The sequence below is a fragment of the Paraburkholderia nodosa genome (assembly GCF_001718195.1).
GTDB classification, from domain to species: Bacteria; Pseudomonadota; Gammaproteobacteria; order Burkholderiales; family Burkholderiaceae; genus Paraburkholderia; species Paraburkholderia nodosa_A.
Genome location: NZ_MCNV01000037.1, coordinates 29864 through 45579, shown reverse-complemented (window position 1 = coordinate 45579; position 15716 = coordinate 29864). Strand labels below are relative to the sequence as shown.

The window sequence follows — 15716 nt, the reverse complement described above, 5'->3', positions numbered from 1 at the left end:
GAACAAGAACCCTCGTAAGAGATCGCGAAGCCGGTAGTGTCCTTGACTAGTCGTGTAAAACGGGGGGCTTGTCACGAGTCGCACTCAACAATTCGTCTCACGAGGGCGGCAGTCATGCCGCGAAGACCACTGGTGCCGAAGGTTGACATACCCCCGGAAGGCAGGGTGTGGGGACGAGGCCGTTGGAATTCCCACGATCTCAGTGCATCGCCCAGATGGTGGTCAAGCGATATCTGTAATCGCTTGTGGTTTCACGACGACTCATGCGGCTATCATCCTGGGCGGTCCGCGCATCAGGCGCCCGACGTGGGCCGGCGGCGCGGCTGGGGGCTATGCTTGGGCGCTGGGCCTCGACATCAAGAAGTTCTTCGGTAGTATCGAACTGGTAAATCATGATGCGACAACGAGGCTGAGCAAGGCGAGGCCGGCAACCATCGCAACTGGGCCAGGCGCTAGACTTCACCAACAAGCGCAGGCGTCGCAAGGGCGTCGTCGACGAGGTGGCGTGGCGCAAGAACCGCAACAAGTCGAAGATCCTAGCCCGAATCGAGCATGTGTTTGCGGTCGTGAAGCGGCTGTGGGGCTTCACGAAGGTTCGTTATCGCGGGCTGTCAAAAAACGCCAATCGCGCCTTTGTGGCGCTCGCGCTAGCCAATCTTTACATGTGGCGAGGTCGCTCGACAGCACAGGTGCGCCCGTAGAGGGCCAAAGACGGGCGACAAGCCCGTGCAGGGCCCCTCAAGGGGCCAACATGAGCAGGAATGCCTCGCTTTTACGACTGTTATTCGCGATCTCAAAAGTTTACACATCTCTTGATCGCAACCCGTTGTGTTTACACGGCTTGATCAGCGTAGCCCTAAGGCAATGCTGATCAAGTCCACCGTTCATGACTGTCGTGCGTTATAGCGTGGACGTGCAACGGCGAAAGTAAAAACGGGATGAAGCAACTGACACTGGCGATGGCTGTCGATCAATGCGGGCGATTCGGGGCGCAGCGCAAACCCACGCGACGCGAAGCGTTTCTCGATGAGATGAGCTCGATCGTGCCGTGGGCGCAGCTGTGCGCAGTGGTGGAGCCGTTTTATCCGACACGCTGCAATGGTCGCCCGCCGATTGCACTGGAGCGCATGCTGCGGATTCGCTTTGTGCAGCACTGGTTCAACCTTGCCGACCTTGCATGCGAAGAGGCTCTGTACGACAGCCTCAGCCTGCGCCGTTTCGTTGGCATTGACCTGGGCAGCGAAACGGTGCCGGACGCCACGACGATGCTCAAATTCCGGCATCTGCTGGAAGAGCACAAGCTGGGCGAGCGAATCTTCGCGGAAGTGGGAGTGGTGCTGCAGGCGCGGGGGCAAAGCTCAAGAGCGGCACGATTGTCGACGCCACACTGATCGGTGCACCCTCGTCGACGAAGAACAAGGAGAAGGCGCGTGACCCGGAAATGCATCAGACGCGCAAGGGCCAGCAATGGTATTTCGGCATGAAGCACCACATCGGTGTGGACAGTCAGAGCGGGCTGGCTCATAGCGCGGTCGTAACCGCCGCCAACGTACACAGCAAGCATCCGCAGCCGCAGTTGCTGCACGGTGAGGAGCAATGCGTCTACGGTGACAGCGCATACGCGAGCCAGAAAGCACTGATTCACAGCAAGGCCCCGAACGCACGTGACTTCACCAACAAGCGCACGCGCCGCAAGGACATCGTCGACGAGGTGGCGCGCCGCAAGAACCGCAACAAGTCGAAGATCCGTGCCCGGGTCGAGCATGTGTTCGCGGTCATGAAGCTGCTGTGGGGCTTCGCGAAGGTCAGCCACGCCCGCCGCTCAATCGGCAACTACCTGAACTGGTATAACCAGAATCGGCCTCATTCTAGGCTGGCCGATCAGACACCGGATGAAGCATACTTCGCCACGCTGCCAGCGATAAAATCGGCAGCTTGAATGCCTCTGCGATTCCACTTAAAAACTCGTGGATCCTGTCCGAACGAATGAGGCCAACTCGGTTCGTTATCGCGGGCTGGCAAAGAACGCCAATCGCGCCTTCGTTGCGCTCGCGCTGGCCAATCTTTACATGTGTGGTCGCTCGACGGCACAGGTGCGCCCATAGAGGGCCAAAGACGGGCGAAGAGCCCGTGCAGAGCCCCTCAATGGGCCCAACATGAGCTGGAATGCCCGCTTTTGCGGCTGTTTTTCGCGATCTCGAAAGTTGACGCATGTCTTGGTCGCAACCAGTCGTGTTTACCGGGCTTGATCAGCGTTGCCCTAACACCTTCGAGAACAAGACTCGTCGATGTCGCAACGGTTCTTGGCGGTGTACCCGAGCGGTTGGTCGAGCGTGAACATCACAGATGCGATCGCCGAATAGCAGTGACGCTGCTAACGCCGAGTCGCTTAAATGCTTACCTGCGCGGCGACAGGCGTGCGCTGAATAGTGAGGAATTGCGCGGCTACCAGTTATTCAAGGCAAACCATTGCGCAACCTGCCATGTGGGCAAGAATCTGGGCGGGCAGTCGTTCGAGCGAATGGGTCTCCCGGCCGACTACTTTTCCGTTCGGGGCTACACGTCCGCAGGACAACGGTCGGGCGAATGTTACAAAAGAATCGCTCGATTGCCATGCGTTCAAGACGCCGACGCTGCGCAACGTGGAACTGACCGCGCCATATTTTTACGACGGTCGCCGTGCTGAACTGCATGCAGCTGTGCGCGACATGGCGACGTATCAGGTCGGCAGGCGATTGCCTCAGTGCGCCAGCTGACGGACTCAGTCGGTCGCGCGGTGACGGATATATCCGTTGGAAACGAGAATCTGTCCGCGCGTACCGAAAAGCACGCTGCATCCCTTTAGAAAACCGCATCAAGATGGCGCAGCTCACCGAGACGGTTCGAAACAACGCTGACAATGCTATTCAGGCGAGCACGCTTGCCTTGAACGCGACCGATCTGGCAGAACGTGGCAACGACGTGGTGTCAACCATGATTGGTACCATCGAGAAAATCAGTGACAGTTCTGCCAGAATTGCTGAGATCACGGGTGTAATCGAAGGCATCGCCTTCCAGACCAATATTCTGGCGCTCAATGCGGCGGTGGAAGCTGCTCGGGCGGGCGACCAGGGGCGCGGCTTTGTGGTTGTGGCAAGTGAGGTACGCAATCTCGCACAGCATTCGGCCACGGCGGCCAAGGAAATTAAGTCGCTTGTTGGTGACTCCGTGGCGGTCGTGGAGCATGGGGCAAGCCAGGCGGCCGACGCAGGAACAACGATAGGGCCAGTCAAGGATGCGATCAGGTGTGTCGCGGATATCGTCAGCGAGATTTCCTGGCGTCTGAAGAGCAAAGCGTCGGCATCAAGTATGTCAACACCGGCATCAGTGAGATGGACAGGGCCACGCAACAAAACGCGGCTTCATAGAATTTATTCTCCAGTTTCAGGGATTGCTCACCCCTACGCCCGCCGACACGTTGAACACCGACACTGAATCCTCCAGTTCGACCGCCTGCGCGTTCAACGCCTGCACGCCGGCGGCTGCCTGCTCCACGAGCTCGCTTGCTCGACGACCTGGCGGCGCATAAAATCTGTACGTTGACCCAAACTCATGGAAGAGAATCATGCGGTGCCGGACCAGCATACACAACGGTTTCAGAGCCATCCGTGCTTGCGGTGTCGCTTGAGACAGGAGGGCGAGGCCCGGTCACATCGGCGGTCTGCCGAGTTACCGCTCGATCACACACGCGATAACGGGTTGGACTCGCCGTCTGGCCCCGTGATAGCAAGCCGGCACGCAGCGGACTCGCAAGCCAGTCCGACTACCCCACATTTCCGGGGTGGTTCAAACTGGGCAGGCGTGCAGCTATCTCCGACCAATAGAGATTCTTTACGTTGACGTGCCTTCAAGATCTGCTTCGCGAACTTGGCAGATTCCTCTGTCCTAGCCATTCACTCGATCCGGCGGAATACTAGCGTGCCGTTGGTGCCGCCGAACCCGAACGAATTTGAAATGGCAACATCAATCGGCATGCGTCGAGCTACGAGGGGTACATAGTCGAGGTCGCATTCCGGGTCGGGCTTTGTCAGGTTGGCGGTCGGCGGCGCAATCTGGTGGTGCACGGTGAGCGCGGTGTAGACGGCCTCGACACCACCCGCAGCGGCAAGCAGGTGCCCGGTCACTGATTTTGTCGAGCTGATCGCGAGGTCCTTGGCGTGCGAGCCAAAGGCTGCCTTCAGCGCGAGCGATTCCGCGCGGTCGCCGAGCGGCGTCGAAGTGCCGTGCGCATTGATGTATTGCACGCTGTCGGCCGCGACGCGTGCATTGCGCAAGGCATTGCGTATGCAGCGGGCCGCGCCTTCCCCGTCTTCCGACGGGCTAGTAATATGGAATGCGTCACCGCTTAGTCCGAATCCGGCCAATTCCGCGTAAATCCGTGCGCCGCGCTGGCGCGCGTGCTTCATCTCCTCGAGCACGATGATGCCCGCTCCTTCACCTAGCACGAAGCCGTCGCGCTCCGCGTCCCACGGGCGGCTCGCTGTCTCGGGACTTTCGTTGCGCGTCGAGAGCGCCTTGGCCCGGCCAAAGCCCGCGAGGCTGCTCTCGGTGATCGCCGCCTCTGCTGCCCCTGCAATCATGACATCGGCGTCACCATACTCGATCAGCCGGGCGGCGTCTCCGATCGCATGAGTGGCGGTCGAGCACGCCGTCGCCATGGCGAGATTCGGTCCCTTGAGCCCGTACCGGATCGAGAGATGCCCCGCGATCATGTTGATGATGGATGAGGGCACGTAAAATGGGGACACCCGCCGCGGCCCTTTGTCCCTGATCGTGAAGGCAGTGTCGACGAGGGTCTGTACGCCGCCGGTTCCGGACCCGACATGAACGCCGATCCGGGAGGCATTTGCTTCGGTCACTGTGAGGCCGCTGTCGACGAATGCTTCCATGCCGGCCACGACACCGAGTTGGATGAAGCGATCCATATGGCGGACCTCTTTTTCCGAAATGAAGCGAGTTGCGTCGAACCCCTTGACTTCGCCAGCGATTTGCGCCGGGAAATCGGTCGTATCGAAAAAGGTGACCCGGCCGATTCCGCTGCGGCCGGCAATGACATTCGACCAATTTTCCTCGACGCCAATCCCGACCGGGGAAATGGCACCAAGACCGGTGACGACGACTCTTCGGTTGTCCATTTTTTCTTATTTGATATCGAAAATCGACCAATACCGCGCGAAATGCTAAAGCTGTCGACCCGTGCGATCGATAGGGAGGGGCTTTACGGTTTGATCCGATAGTAGCCATGTGGCCGTCATCGTCCCACAAAAGCCGGCACCCACTATCACGATCGATACAGTCATTGCCACGGCTCCTATGGTTGTTCTCGTATCCGCTCCCGTAGAAAATTGATTTTGACGTTAAGATGGATATCCGCTCCGATAGCGTCGCTTGCATCGGGGCATGTCGGGAAAGTTCTCTTTCCGGCACGGATAGTCGGAAGCTGTGCCGCGCGTCGCAGGAAGCGACTATGCGGCATCTCGCCTCGAACTACAAAATCAATTGTTTGGATAACACTGATTCGCATCGCAAATGAATATCTGCGAAGGACCGGCATGACGAACGCGCGCATCGTCGATGTTCTGCGCAGCGAGCGGATAGTGCAGTCGCTTCAGAACCTTCGCAATTCCTGGGCAAGGGCCGTTCGTGGGTGCCTTCTTGATCATCGGGTCAGAACCGGTTCGTCAGACGCGCATTCTAGCGCCCCCGCACTAATGCGACACAACCCTTCAATGACGCTTAGTGTTGGTATCAATGCATTTGACGCCTTTCTTCTGGTAGTTGCACAGAGAGTCGCGTAACGTGCCGTGTTAGGTAGGTGGGTAGTACGACGACCCGCAGAGCTTAGGTTAATTAACATTTTCCCGATAAGGATTGTGTATGGAAAAGATAAACAACTGATTGCGGGTTTTCCGAAAGGGCGGAATTTGCTTGCGTGCCCCGTCGGGACTGGCTCGCGGGGTTGGCGAGGGCGGTCGGATTAAAGTCAAGGCTTTGCGGATACGAGAATGGCTGCAAAACATGGCCGGCAGGCGATCCCCACAACATTGACGGATGAGCAGTCGGGCATTTGTATTGCAGCATCTGAGCCGTGGCCGCCGCCGACGTTGCTGTTACAGAAGGTGTTCAACTACGGGTGCGTGATGCGTTCCTTCTGCGCGGCAGTCACGACTTCGACGATCTAACTGACGCGCTGTTCCTCTCATCCAGATTGCCGCGCCACAACTCGTGCAGGTTCGCCTCACCGCACGCAGAGCGTCGCGCCCCAATGCAAGCGATCGCAAGCAACGATCTATCCAAATTGGAACTGCACAGATGGGCCAAGTTAATCGTTATATGCTGTTGACCGGCGCCAGCCGCGGTATCGGTCATGCCACAGTTAAGCTTTTTCAGGAAAACAACTGGGAGGTGTTCACTGTCTCACGGCGACCGTTCTCGGACAGTTGCAAGTGGCCTGCGGCGCGTGAAACGCACATCCAAGCAGACCTCGCGGACCTCGATAACATCGACCGGATCGCTTTGGAAGTCAGGCGACGGCTACCTGATGGACAACTACATGCGCTCGTCAACAATGCTGGAATCTCGCCTAAAGGCGAGAACAGATCGCGCCTCGGAATTCTCAACAGCGATATTCAGACATGGATGACTGTTCTTAACGTGAATTTGGTATCCAACGCATTACTGGCGCGATCGCTGTTCCCAGAATTGGTCCGAGCAAAAGGAGCGATTGCCAACGTAACATCGATCGCCGGGGTGAAGGTTCATCCTTTCGCGGGTACTGCGTACGCAGCTTCAAAGGCTGCGCTCGCAGCTCTAACACGAGAAATGGCACACGAGTTTGGCCCCGAGGGCGTACGCGTCAACGCTATTGCGCCGGGCGAAATTGATACCTCGATCCTGTCGCCCGGCACTGAGGAGATCGTGGATCACGGTATTCCTATGCGTCGTCTCGGAGATCCGGCCGAAGTCGCACGAGTAATCTACTTCCTCTGCACTGAGGCCTCGTCGTACATCAACGGAGCAGAGTTGCACGTCAATGGAGGGCAGCATGTCTGAAGTCATGCGTCGGCACATAAAGACCGACGCCATGTGGCATATGGGCTGAGCCGGCGAAATCTGGAAGAGATGATGGCTGAACGTGGCATCGATGTCGACCATTCAACCGTGCACCGATGGGCGATCAAGTTGCTGCCCGCTCCGGAAAGGCATTTCGACGTCGCAAGCGCGCAGTCGGCAGGAGCTGACGCGTGGATGATACGTATATCAAGGTCAAGGGACAGTGGAAGTACTGTACCGGGCCGTGGACAAAGCGGAAGATGATCGATTTCCTGCTGCGCGCCCACCTTGACAAGGCTGCCCCGAAGCGCCACTTCGAAAAGTCGATCGAGCGCAGCGGCGAACCCGAGGTGGTAACGATCGACAAGAATGGGGCGAATCTCGCTGCGCTTGAGGCTATCGACGCCGGGCGCGAGACGCCGACCAAGATCTGTCAGTCGAAGTATCTGAATATCATCGTCGAGCAGGAAGAAACGCAGCAACGAGACACATCAGTCCAGGACCGACCCCGATGCGCAATTCTATCGCAAAGGCAAAACGGCCAGCGAATTGGGGTAATGGGCCGTACGCTGACCGATAACCGGCACGGTCTGGTGGTCAATGCGCGCGTGACACGCGCCGACGAACATGCTGAGCGTGAAGCGGCTAAGATCATGATCCACGACGCACGGCAAGCGGCAGACGATGCCAGCGCAGACATCACACTGGGCGCGGACAAGGGTTACGATGGCCAGGAGTTCATCGAGGCGTGCCAGCAGATGAGGGTCACCCGCACGTTGCGCAAAACACGCAAAACACCTCGAGGCGGCGTTCGGCAGTGCCCGATACGATTGCCCCGAGCGTGGGCGACGCCATTTCGCAGGCTGCAAGTGCTTGGGGTGAGAACTGGCATGGCGAGAAGCGCAGCAACGACACGCATGAATTCAGCGCGGACAGTCAGCCGCGGCTGTTTCGCAAGAGTCGTGGTACGGGCGCGATGCTTTCTGATATGGGGCACGTGCTGACGGATAGCCGGCATGGCCTCGTGGTGAACGCACAGGTGACGCAGGCCAACGGCACAGCCGAGCGAGACACAGCGACCGAGATGCTTGCGTATGCCGCGCAGTTTGCCAGTACATCGATTATGGTCGGCGCTGACAAAAACTACGACACGGCTGGTTTCGTGGCAACGTGTCGCGCAAATGGCGTGACGCCGCATGTTGCGCAAAACGATGGTCGCGCGGGCAGCTCGGCCATTGACGGACGTACAACGCGCTGATCCGGCTACGCCATCAGTCAGCGCAAGCGCAAATGCATCGAGCAGTTTTTTAGCTGAAGCAAGACAGTCGGCAGGATTCGGCAGGTGATGTCTCGAGGGCTGCAGCGCGTTGACCACCGCGCGGTACCGCGCGACGGGCACGCCCCTTCCGGAACCGCAGGTCGCGCGGCGGCTCGCTGGAACGATGGGCCGCTTGGTCGGCAACCGTATGGCAGCGTTTAGACGGTGTTATGAACTTTCGGCCAGACCTGGTACCCTGGCGGGATGAAAAACGCAGACCCTACCCAACGGATGTATCGAATGAAGAGTGGTCCTTCGCCGCTCCGTACCTGAAATTGATGAATCAGGACGCGCCTCAGCGTCGCTACGAATTGCGCGAAATGTTCAACGCCTTGCGCTGGATTGTCCGCGCGGGTGCACCGTGGCGTCTGCTGCCCAATGACTTTCCGCCGTGGGAGTTGGTCTATCAGCAGACACAGCGCTGGATTCAGGCAGGCTGTTTCGAAGCCATGGTCAATGACCTACGTTCGATTATCCGCGTGGCGCAGGATCGCCGGGGGCATCCCAGTGCAGTCATCCTCGATGGCCGTACGCTGCAGTCGACGTGCGAGAGCGGTCCACGCGCAGGCTATGACGGGTACAAGCGTAAGAAAGGCAGCAAGGTGCATAGGCGGTGGATACATTGGGGCAACTGCTTGCGGTGCATGTGACGCCGGCCAACGAACAGGAGCGCGCAGGTCGCGGAATTGGCTCGTCAGGTTCAGCAGGCCACGGACCACACAATCAAAGTGGCGTTCGCCGATCAGGGCTATACCGGAGAGGAGCCGCGCAGGCGGCACTCGATGAAGGCATTGAGCTTCAGGTAATCAAGCTGTCGGAGGCAAAAAAGGGGGGCGTGTTGCTGCCACGCCGCTGGGTGGTTGAGCGCAGCTTCGGCTGCGCTCAACCGTTTCCGCCGACTGGCAAGAGACTACGAGCGCCTGCCTGAAACCTTGGCCGGTCTGCATTTCGTCGTCTTTGCCATGCTCATGCTCGTCCATGCTGTGCCCAATATCCAAAGGATCTAACATTCTCTAGAAACGAATCGGCGATCAACCTCCTGCCGGTGCTGCGTCCGCTCATTTCGCCGAGTAATATGGTTGCCGCTTATCCATCAAATAATACGATCGTCGTCACTGACTATGCGGATAACATCCGCCGCATCGAGCAGATCATCGAGGGCGTAGATTCTGCGGCTGGCCAGCAGGTGCAGGTAGCATACCTGAAGAACGCGAATTCGCTCGACGTTGCGACCCAGATGACCCAAGATGCTTGACCCTGGGGCGATCGGCAATGTGGATGCGACGCTGAAGGTCTTGGTGCAGGCTGATCCGCGCACGAATTCGCTAATGCTGCGTGCGTCGAACGCAGCGCGCCTCGCGGCGGCTAACCCAACTGCCCGATGGTCGCCCCGAGGCGCTTTTCCAATTTTAGATAAAGCCGAACCGCTCGAAGACGCTCTTCATACGAGTACATGAACTACGTCTAGGTAGTCCAAGTTTTCGTCCGCACCCCCGGGGGGCAGTACATCGGCGCTAACAGCCTCGGACATTCGACCATGAAACATCGAAATGCGAAGCCATCTCTGAATCCCGAAACGACAGCCCGTGCTGTCCCGTTTGTTATCTAGATGACGTCGGCTGTAGGAATTCGTTCAATTGATTGCGTGGTTGTGCAATCACTTTGACCGTCGGCGGTCTCATTTTTGCAGGCATGCATCTTGTATGCGAATCGACCTAGCGGGCTGTTGAAGACTGAAACGATCCGTGGAGCAGATGGCAACGCCAAAGCGATGTTCACAATGGCAGCGCTGGATGACTTTGAGGCTACGAGCCACCCCTTGCGGCCGATTCGTATCTGGCGGAATGATGCGCGCAAGCGCATGGGCCGGGTGTTCGCACGCTTGTACGCGAGTCATCCGAAGTGCAGTTGCCGTGCAGCGCCAAGGACAAACTGATTCGTGCGCTGCTGGTGCAGGTGTGGTATTCGGTTCGAAGCGAGCGTACGCAGAGACAGGGGCAAGACGGTCGGTATCAATTCGATACGGACCAGACAGATGCGGCAGTTCTTGGGAGGTTACTCGAGCTGGTGAGCTGTATCTCAGCAGACTACCAGGAGTTGCAGACCGCCCCGTTGCCGCGTATGAAACTCTCCCAGTATTCGTACTGGACTTTCTTGAACCAGAGCCAAAGGAGATAGAAAATATGCACCGGAAACAAGGGAGTGGCGAGGCCGCAGGACACCACGGGGAGCTCCTCCAGGGAATGTTTGAAGACGATGATGGTTTGCTGTGGCGTGGTTTAGTCTCCATGCCTTACCGGAGTCTCAAGTCAAGGGCAGAGTTCCTGCCGAACGAGAACAAGCGAGAAGTAGACGTTTTTCCAAGCCGTTGCGAAAAAGCCAAACGCGCCGCAGAAATCACGCTTGAGCGGTTCTCGGCTGCGAGGGTGGGGGGGGTACTTGGGCTTACGAGCAATATCCCTGTTGCGCGTGGTATGGGGTCATCCACAGCTGATGTAGTGGCCAGCATCTTGGCAGTTCTTGAATCGCTTGATATCGAGCTGCCGCCTAGCGATGTTATGCAAATTGCAGTAAGCGCTGAGTCGGCATGTGATTCAACAATATTCTCGCAGCAGGCGGTACTATTTGCGCAACGAGATGGATTTGTTCTTGAAGCATTCAGGAGACCGATTCCTCCGATTGACTTTATAAGTGTGACTGCGGATACCGAACAGACTGTCAACACGCTTGATATGGAATTGCCCCAGTACAACTTAGAAGAGGTCGAGAACTTTCGACCGATTCGAGCTCTATTGCGTAAAGGGATTGATACATCCGATATAAAATTGCTCGGCCGCGTCGCGACAGCAAGCACTTGGCTTAATCAGCGATTTTTACGAAAGCCACGTCTACGCGATATTGAAGAAATTGGGCGAAAATATGGTTCAGTTGGACTACAGATAGCACACAGCGGAACGGTTATTGGCGTGATGTTCGATCCGGCGAGCGAAAGAACTGCGGAGAACATGTATTTGGCTACCCGTGAATTAGTGTGTTCAGGATTTGAAGCTACTGTTATCGCGAAGTGATAAAAACACTGGGAATAAAAGGATGATGAATCGAAATATTATGCGAAACCTTGAGGATTTCGAAAATCCACGGATCGTCAGGCTGGATGCTAATTTTTATGGGGCAAGCTTCTTTCTGATGAAGCTGCTTCCGGCGCGGTTCATACTCGAACAAGCTGTGTCGGAGGGGCTGCTCAAACCGGGTGCCACCATCTGCGAGTCCTCCTCTGGTACATTTGGTCTAGCGTTAGCCATGTTAGCCGTTCAGTATGGCTATAAACTCATATTGGTAAGCGATTGGGCAATCGATCGTCACCTTAAAAGCCGCCTTGTAGAGCTTGGTGCACACGTAGAAGTTGTGAACGATCCGGCACCACAAGGGGGGCTACAACAGGCTAGGCTAAATAGGTTGGCTAAATATCTGAAGGAAATCCCTGGCAGCTTCTGGCCGTCTCAATATTCTAACACCGGCAATCCACTGGCCTACGGTAAGTTCGCGGAACTACTGATCCAAAAACTTGTGAAGGTCGACTGCCTGGTGGGGCCAGTTGGTTCCGGTGGGTCGATGTCAGGCACTACTAGATTTTTAAGAGTGCCATTCCCTGAGTTACACGCTATTGGCGTGGATATGCCACATTCTGTTTTGTTCGGACAGCCCTGCGGAGATTTGGGGGATCTTAGTGGGCTCGGGGGGGAAATTGTGCCTTCCAACGTGGATCATCGGCAGTTTGACGAGGTTCACTGGCTGACGCCTGCAGAAGTGTTTCATGCAACTCATCAACTACATCGAGAACATGGGCTATTTATGGGGCCGACCAGTGGCGCAGCCTATAGAGTGGCAGATTGGTGGTCCAGGAAGAACCCCGGGAAAAACGTTGTGGCGATTTTTCCAGATGAGGGACACCGCTATGTCGATACTATTTATAACTATGAAGGCGACTGGCTTTCGTCTTTGTCCATTACGTCTTCTTATGTGCGGGAGGCACCGGTAACTGTGGAGGCACCCACGGAGGTGTTGAGCGGTTGGTCGTGTTATGCGTGGGGGAGACGAACACTTGACGAGGTTCTTTCTCGTGTCATTGAAGAAGAGAGGCCCGAGCTTGTCTCTCGACAGCAAAAACTGGAAGTCTCACAAGCAGTCGCCAGTGCCTCAGAACAATCCTTTTGCACCGCACCGACCTCCCACATTGTGGCAGGCGATGCCAGGCTGTTAGAATTGTCGTGTCTCGACAGTGCTACCGTCGCGCACCTCAGGCTGGATGCCGATCAATGTCAATATGTCGACCCGTTGTACGTAGTGTTTTCAGAACTGAGGCAAAGCCAAAATTCGGAATTCGAGCATTGTTTTTCAGTCGTAGCGCATGACGATGTTGTAGGTTTTTTTGTCCTTCGAGAAAAGGCCGCAGTGCCAGAATGGGCGAATCCGGACGCTATGACGATGCACAGCCTGCGGGTGGGCCTATCATACCAAGGTAAGGGGTACGGTAAAGCTGCGGCAGAACTAGCTATTGGGTGGATCGCGTCCAATCGCCCAAATGTCGACCGTTTAATGCTTGCCGTCAATGCGCGGAATGTGGTAGCTAAACGCATGTACCTAGGCTTTGGCTTCAGAGATACAGGACTAACCTACTGCGGCCCGATTGGTATTCAGAATATTTTTGAATATGAAATTACACCAGAAAAGTGATTGCCTTCAACTGGCTTTTGACTGAGCGTTTCTTGTCTCGGCCCAAGCCTAGTATTTCGTCCCAGAAATGACTTAACGTAAATTCAGATTGGTCTATGATCGAATCACGGTGAGTTGGGGGCGATCATGGGACGCAAAGGAATCGAGCTTGTCGTGTCGGAGCTGGAGCGAGAGCAATTTTTCTCAATGAGCCGCTCGCGTTCGCTGCCTCACTCTCTCGTGCGCCGGGCAAAGATTATCTTGATGGCCGCTGACGGTCATACGGGTCAAGAAATTGCGACGCAGTGCGAAGTAACACCGCCTGCAATTACGCACTGGAAGAAGCGCTTTGTTGCCCACGGACTTGCCGGTCTGCATGATGAAGCCCGTCCAGGCCGGCCTCGCACGCATGATGATGAAGCAGTCGCGGAATTGCTTGCGAGGATGCTGCATGAGAAGCCGGACGGGGCAACGCACTGGAGCGTGCGCTCCGCTGCTGCGCAGACAGGGATTTCGAAGAGTTCGGTGGCCCGATATCTGTCGTTGTTCGGCGTACAGCCTCATCGGTCAAAAAGCTCCAAGCTGTCTAATGATCCCTACTTCGTGGAGAAGGTGCGCAATATCGTCGGCCTGCACCTGAGTCCGCCGACCAATGCCCTGGTGCTATGCGTCGACGAGAAGAGCCAGTGTCAGGCGCTGGAGCGTACGCAGCCGATGTTGCCGATTGGGTTGGGCTATCTCGAAGGAGTGACACATGATTACGTCCGGCACGGCACCACCACTCTGTTCGCCGCGCTCGATACGGCAACCGGTGAAGTTATTGCGCAATGTAAGCCGCGCCACCGACATAAGGAATTCATGGCGTTTCTCAGGCATGTGGATCAGGCGGTGCCTGCCGATCTCGATGTGCATCTGATCGTCGATAACTATGCGACACACAAGCATCCCAAGGTCAGGGCGTGGCTGGCCAGGCATACGCGCTACCACATACACTTCACGCCGACTTACTCAAGCTGGCTGAATCAGGTCGAACGCTGGTTTGGCCTGATTACACAGCAGGCGATCCGTCGAGGGTCGTTCAAGAACGTGCGTCAACTCATCACCAGCATCGAGTGATATATCGCGCAGTACAACCAACACGGCCGACCGTTCGTATGGACCGCGACTGCCGATTCAATTTTCCAGAAAGTGGCTCGGCTATGCAAAGTTATTTCTGGGACAGAACAAGCACTGTGTCGATATATTCCTGCAGGACGATCTGTTGCTCCGGCCGGGCGAACCTGATGCCTTCCAGCCAGCGCCAATGCGCTTGCGTCCATCTGGAGCGGCCCGTGTAGCGATGGCCATGCCGCGCCAGAAATGACAGCAGCCGTTGCTTGGCCTGGCGTTGCAGATGCTTCATGTCCTCACGCGCACGGGTCAGATCGCGCAGCGCCTCCTGTGCCTGATCCGGAATCCACACGGGGCTCAACTCACCGGCGCGATACAGGCGCGCCAGGCTCAGGGCATCGCGCCGGTCGGTCTTCACGCGCTCGCCCGGCTTCTTCGGAATCAGCGACGGCGCCACGACCTGGCAGTCCTGCTTGAGTTCCCGCAGCTGTCGGCAAATGGTGTAGCCACAGGGGCCGGCTTCGTAGCAGAACGCAAGCCGTCCTGTGCCCCGCTTGAGCTGTGCGACCAGTTTCGCAATGGCCTCAGGTGTGTTCACAATCTCGCCCACATACCACACTTCGCCAGCCGTGTCGGCGACCGCCACGGCAACCGTTTCCTGATGTACATCCAGGCCCACGTACTTGCTAAACTTGTTCATGACCTGCCCCCTCAATGCGGCTCTGAGCCGCGGTGTAGCCCACCTCAAGCTTAATCCGCGTAACTTGAGGTGCGGCAGGTCCATACATGATGTCTAGGAGGCTCTTGAAATAGCTTCCGACGTGGTCATCGGAGGGAAGCGGTAAACATTGAAACGAGGAACGGACAACACTGAGACCAAACGCTGCGCGGAGCGGACGACCCTTATCCCGTCGAGCGAGTTGTCGCTCGTGCGAATCAATTTGGTTGATATGAAGGTGGATGGAGGAAAGGCAGCAGGCCAAGGGCAATGCAGTCGCAGCGCGCACATCCCGCAGATTGGGGCGGTCTTGTGACATGGGAACGGCGCTCGACGGCATACGACAGACGGCCAAAGGCCGACCGGGTGTAAAGCTGACCACCCTGTTGCATCACATCTACGCGGTCGACCGCTTGCGGGCAGCTTACTTCGGGCGGGAGCGCAAGGGGCTGCCGGGGTGGACGGCGAGACGTGGCAGTCGTACGGACTGGACCTTGAAGGCCGGCTTCTGGACCTGTCCGACCGGCTCGCCCGAGGGGCTTACCGGCCCCAGCCTATCAGACGCGTGTACTTCGACAAAGCCGACGGCAGCAAACGCCCGCTGGGCGTGCCGGCGCTGGAGGACAAGCTTGTCCAGCTTGCCACGGCCGAAGTACTCAATGCGATCTACCACCCAGTGGAAACGCAATAGACGTCTATCAGGTTAGTGCAGTTTCATTGGTTCAGTGGAACAGAACATATGATAAGTTTACGAGCGACCGCGAT

The 15716-nt window shown here is 57.0% G+C and carries 9 protein-coding genes and 11 pseudogenes; 17 read left to right on the top strand and 3 right to left on the bottom strand.

What is annotated here, in order from left to right; translation table 11 throughout:
- Nucleotides 1-434 precede the first annotated feature (434 nt).
- From BFD71_RS35290 to BFD71_RS35280, 5 genes and pseudogenes are all read left to right on the top strand, one after another.
- Nucleotides 435-701 (top strand): annotated as a pseudogene (locus tag BFD71_RS35290) (transposase); the annotation flags it as partial.
- A gap of 237 nt (nt 702-938) precedes the next feature.
- Nucleotides 939-1813 (top strand): annotated as a pseudogene (locus tag BFD71_RS35285) (IS5 family transposase); the annotation flags it as partial.
- Nucleotides 1787-1939 carry an integrase core domain-containing protein gene (locus BFD71_RS42470; RefSeq protein ID WP_370684338.1) on the top strand — a complete coding sequence of 51 codons (153 nt, stop codon included), beginning with the start codon at nt 1787-1789 and terminating at the stop codon, nt 1937-1939. The pseudogene BFD71_RS35285 and the gene BFD71_RS42470, both read left to right, overlap by 27 nt.
- Nucleotides 1940-2483: 544 nt before the next feature.
- Entirely contained in the window at nt 2484-2756 is a 273-nt protein-coding gene (locus BFD71_RS41690) for a hypothetical protein (RefSeq protein WP_176733001.1), read from the top strand.
- Nucleotides 2735-3401: pseudogene (locus BFD71_RS35280) on the top strand (methyl-accepting chemotaxis protein); the annotation flags it as partial. The gene BFD71_RS41690 and the pseudogene BFD71_RS35280, both read left to right, overlap by 22 nt.
- A gap of 22 nt (nt 3402-3423) precedes the next feature.
- On the opposite strand, the gene BFD71_RS42740 reads toward BFD71_RS35280, so the two are convergent.
- Both BFD71_RS42740 and fabF read right to left on the bottom strand, forming a co-directional pair.
- Complete coding sequence (locus BFD71_RS42740; protein ID WP_305120854.1) at nt 3424-3645, bottom strand: hypothetical protein; 222 nt, start codon at nt 3643-3645, stop codon at nt 3424-3426.
- A gap of 287 nt (nt 3646-3932) precedes the next feature.
- Nucleotides 3933-5174 carry a beta-ketoacyl-ACP synthase II gene (gene fabF / locus BFD71_RS35275; RefSeq protein WP_069268843.1) on the bottom strand — a complete coding sequence of 414 codons (1242 nt, stop codon included), beginning with the start codon at nt 5172-5174 and terminating at the stop codon, nt 3933-3935.
- A gap of 870 nt (nt 5175-6044) precedes the next feature.
- On the opposite strand from fabF, the gene BFD71_RS41685 reads away from it, so the two are divergent.
- The 11 genes and pseudogenes from BFD71_RS41685 to BFD71_RS35240 all read left to right on the top strand — a co-directional run bounded on the left by BFD71_RS41685 (nt 6045) and on the right by BFD71_RS35240 (nt 14407).
- Complete coding sequence (locus BFD71_RS41685) at nt 6045-6221, top strand: hypothetical protein (RefSeq protein ID WP_176733000.1); 177 nt, start codon at nt 6045-6047, stop codon at nt 6219-6221.
- A gap of 130 nt (nt 6222-6351) precedes the next feature.
- Entirely contained in the window at nt 6352-7092 is a 741-nt protein-coding gene (locus BFD71_RS39780) for an SDR family NAD(P)-dependent oxidoreductase (RefSeq protein WP_083245643.1), read from the top strand.
- A 24-nt stretch (nt 7093-7116) separates the two neighbouring features.
- Nucleotides 7117-7562: pseudogene (locus BFD71_RS39775) on the top strand (IS6 family transposase); the annotation flags it as partial.
- A gap of 1 nt (nt 7563) precedes the next feature.
- A pseudogene (locus BFD71_RS35265) lies at nt 7564-7954 on the top strand (transposase); the annotation flags it as partial.
- Between the two features lie 18 nt (nt 7955-7972).
- Nucleotides 7973-8404 (top strand): annotated as a pseudogene (locus BFD71_RS35260) (transposase); the annotation flags it as partial.
- Between the two features lie 176 nt (nt 8405-8580).
- Nucleotides 8581-9417, top strand: a pseudogene (locus BFD71_RS35255) (IS5 family transposase).
- A gap of 8 nt (nt 9418-9425) precedes the next feature.
- A pseudogene (locus BFD71_RS39770) lies at nt 9426-9792 on the top strand (secretin N-terminal domain-containing protein); the annotation flags it as partial.
- Nucleotides 9793-10151: 359 nt separating this feature from the next.
- A pseudogene (locus BFD71_RS42465) lies at nt 10152-10393 on the top strand (IS5/IS1182 family transposase); the annotation flags it as partial.
- A gap of 200 nt (nt 10394-10593) precedes the next feature.
- Entirely contained in the window at nt 10594-11478 is an 885-nt protein-coding gene (locus BFD71_RS39760; protein ID WP_083245642.1) for a GHMP family kinase ATP-binding protein, read from the top strand.
- Between the two features lie 22 nt (nt 11479-11500).
- Entirely contained in the window at nt 11501-13144 is a 1644-nt protein-coding gene (locus BFD71_RS39755) for a pyridoxal-phosphate dependent enzyme (protein WP_083245641.1), read from the top strand.
- 126 nt (nt 13145-13270) lie between these two features.
- Nucleotides 13271-14407 (top strand): annotated as a pseudogene (locus BFD71_RS35240) (IS630 family transposase).
- Here the strand turns inward: BFD71_RS35240 and BFD71_RS35235 are convergent.
- Nucleotides 14334-14933: pseudogene (locus tag BFD71_RS35235) on the bottom strand (IS110 family transposase); the annotation flags it as partial. The pseudogenes BFD71_RS35240 and BFD71_RS35235 overlap by 74 nt on opposite strands.
- A gap of 475 nt (nt 14934-15408) precedes the next feature.
- On the opposite strand from BFD71_RS35235, the gene BFD71_RS40980 reads away from it, so the two are divergent.
- Complete coding sequence (locus BFD71_RS40980; RefSeq protein ID WP_141710903.1) at nt 15409-15642, top strand: hypothetical protein; 234 nt, start codon at nt 15409-15411, stop codon at nt 15640-15642.
- Nucleotides 15643-15716: the final 74 nt, after the last annotated feature.

What these genes read in the sequence shown, in the direction of transcription:
- BFD71_RS39755 (WP_083245641.1), top strand. Translation starts at nt 11,501, where the DNA reads ATGATGAATCGAAATATTATGCGAAACCTTGAGGATTTCGAAAATCCA.
- BFD71_RS41690 (WP_176733001.1), top strand. Translation starts at nt 2,484, where the DNA reads ATGTGGGCAAGAATCTGGGCGGGCAGTCGTTCGAGCGAATGGGTCTCC.
- BFD71_RS39760 (WP_083245642.1), top strand. Translation starts at nt 10,594, where the DNA reads ATGCACCGGAAACAAGGGAGTGGCGAGGCCGCAGGACACCACGGGGAG.
- BFD71_RS41685 (WP_176733000.1), top strand. Translation starts at nt 6,045, where the DNA reads ATGGCTGCAAAACATGGCCGGCAGGCGATCCCCACAACATTGACGGAT.
- fabF (WP_069268843.1), bottom strand. Translation starts at nt 5,174, where the DNA reads ATGGACAACCGAAGAGTCGTCGTCACCGGTCTTGGTGCCATTTCCCCG.
- BFD71_RS42740 (WP_305120854.1), bottom strand. Translation starts at nt 3,645, where the DNA reads ATGGCTCTGAAACCGTTGTGTATGCTGGTCCGGCACCGCATGATTCTC.
- BFD71_RS39780 (WP_083245643.1), top strand. Translation starts at nt 6,352, where the DNA reads ATGGGCCAAGTTAATCGTTATATGCTGTTGACCGGCGCCAGCCGCGGT.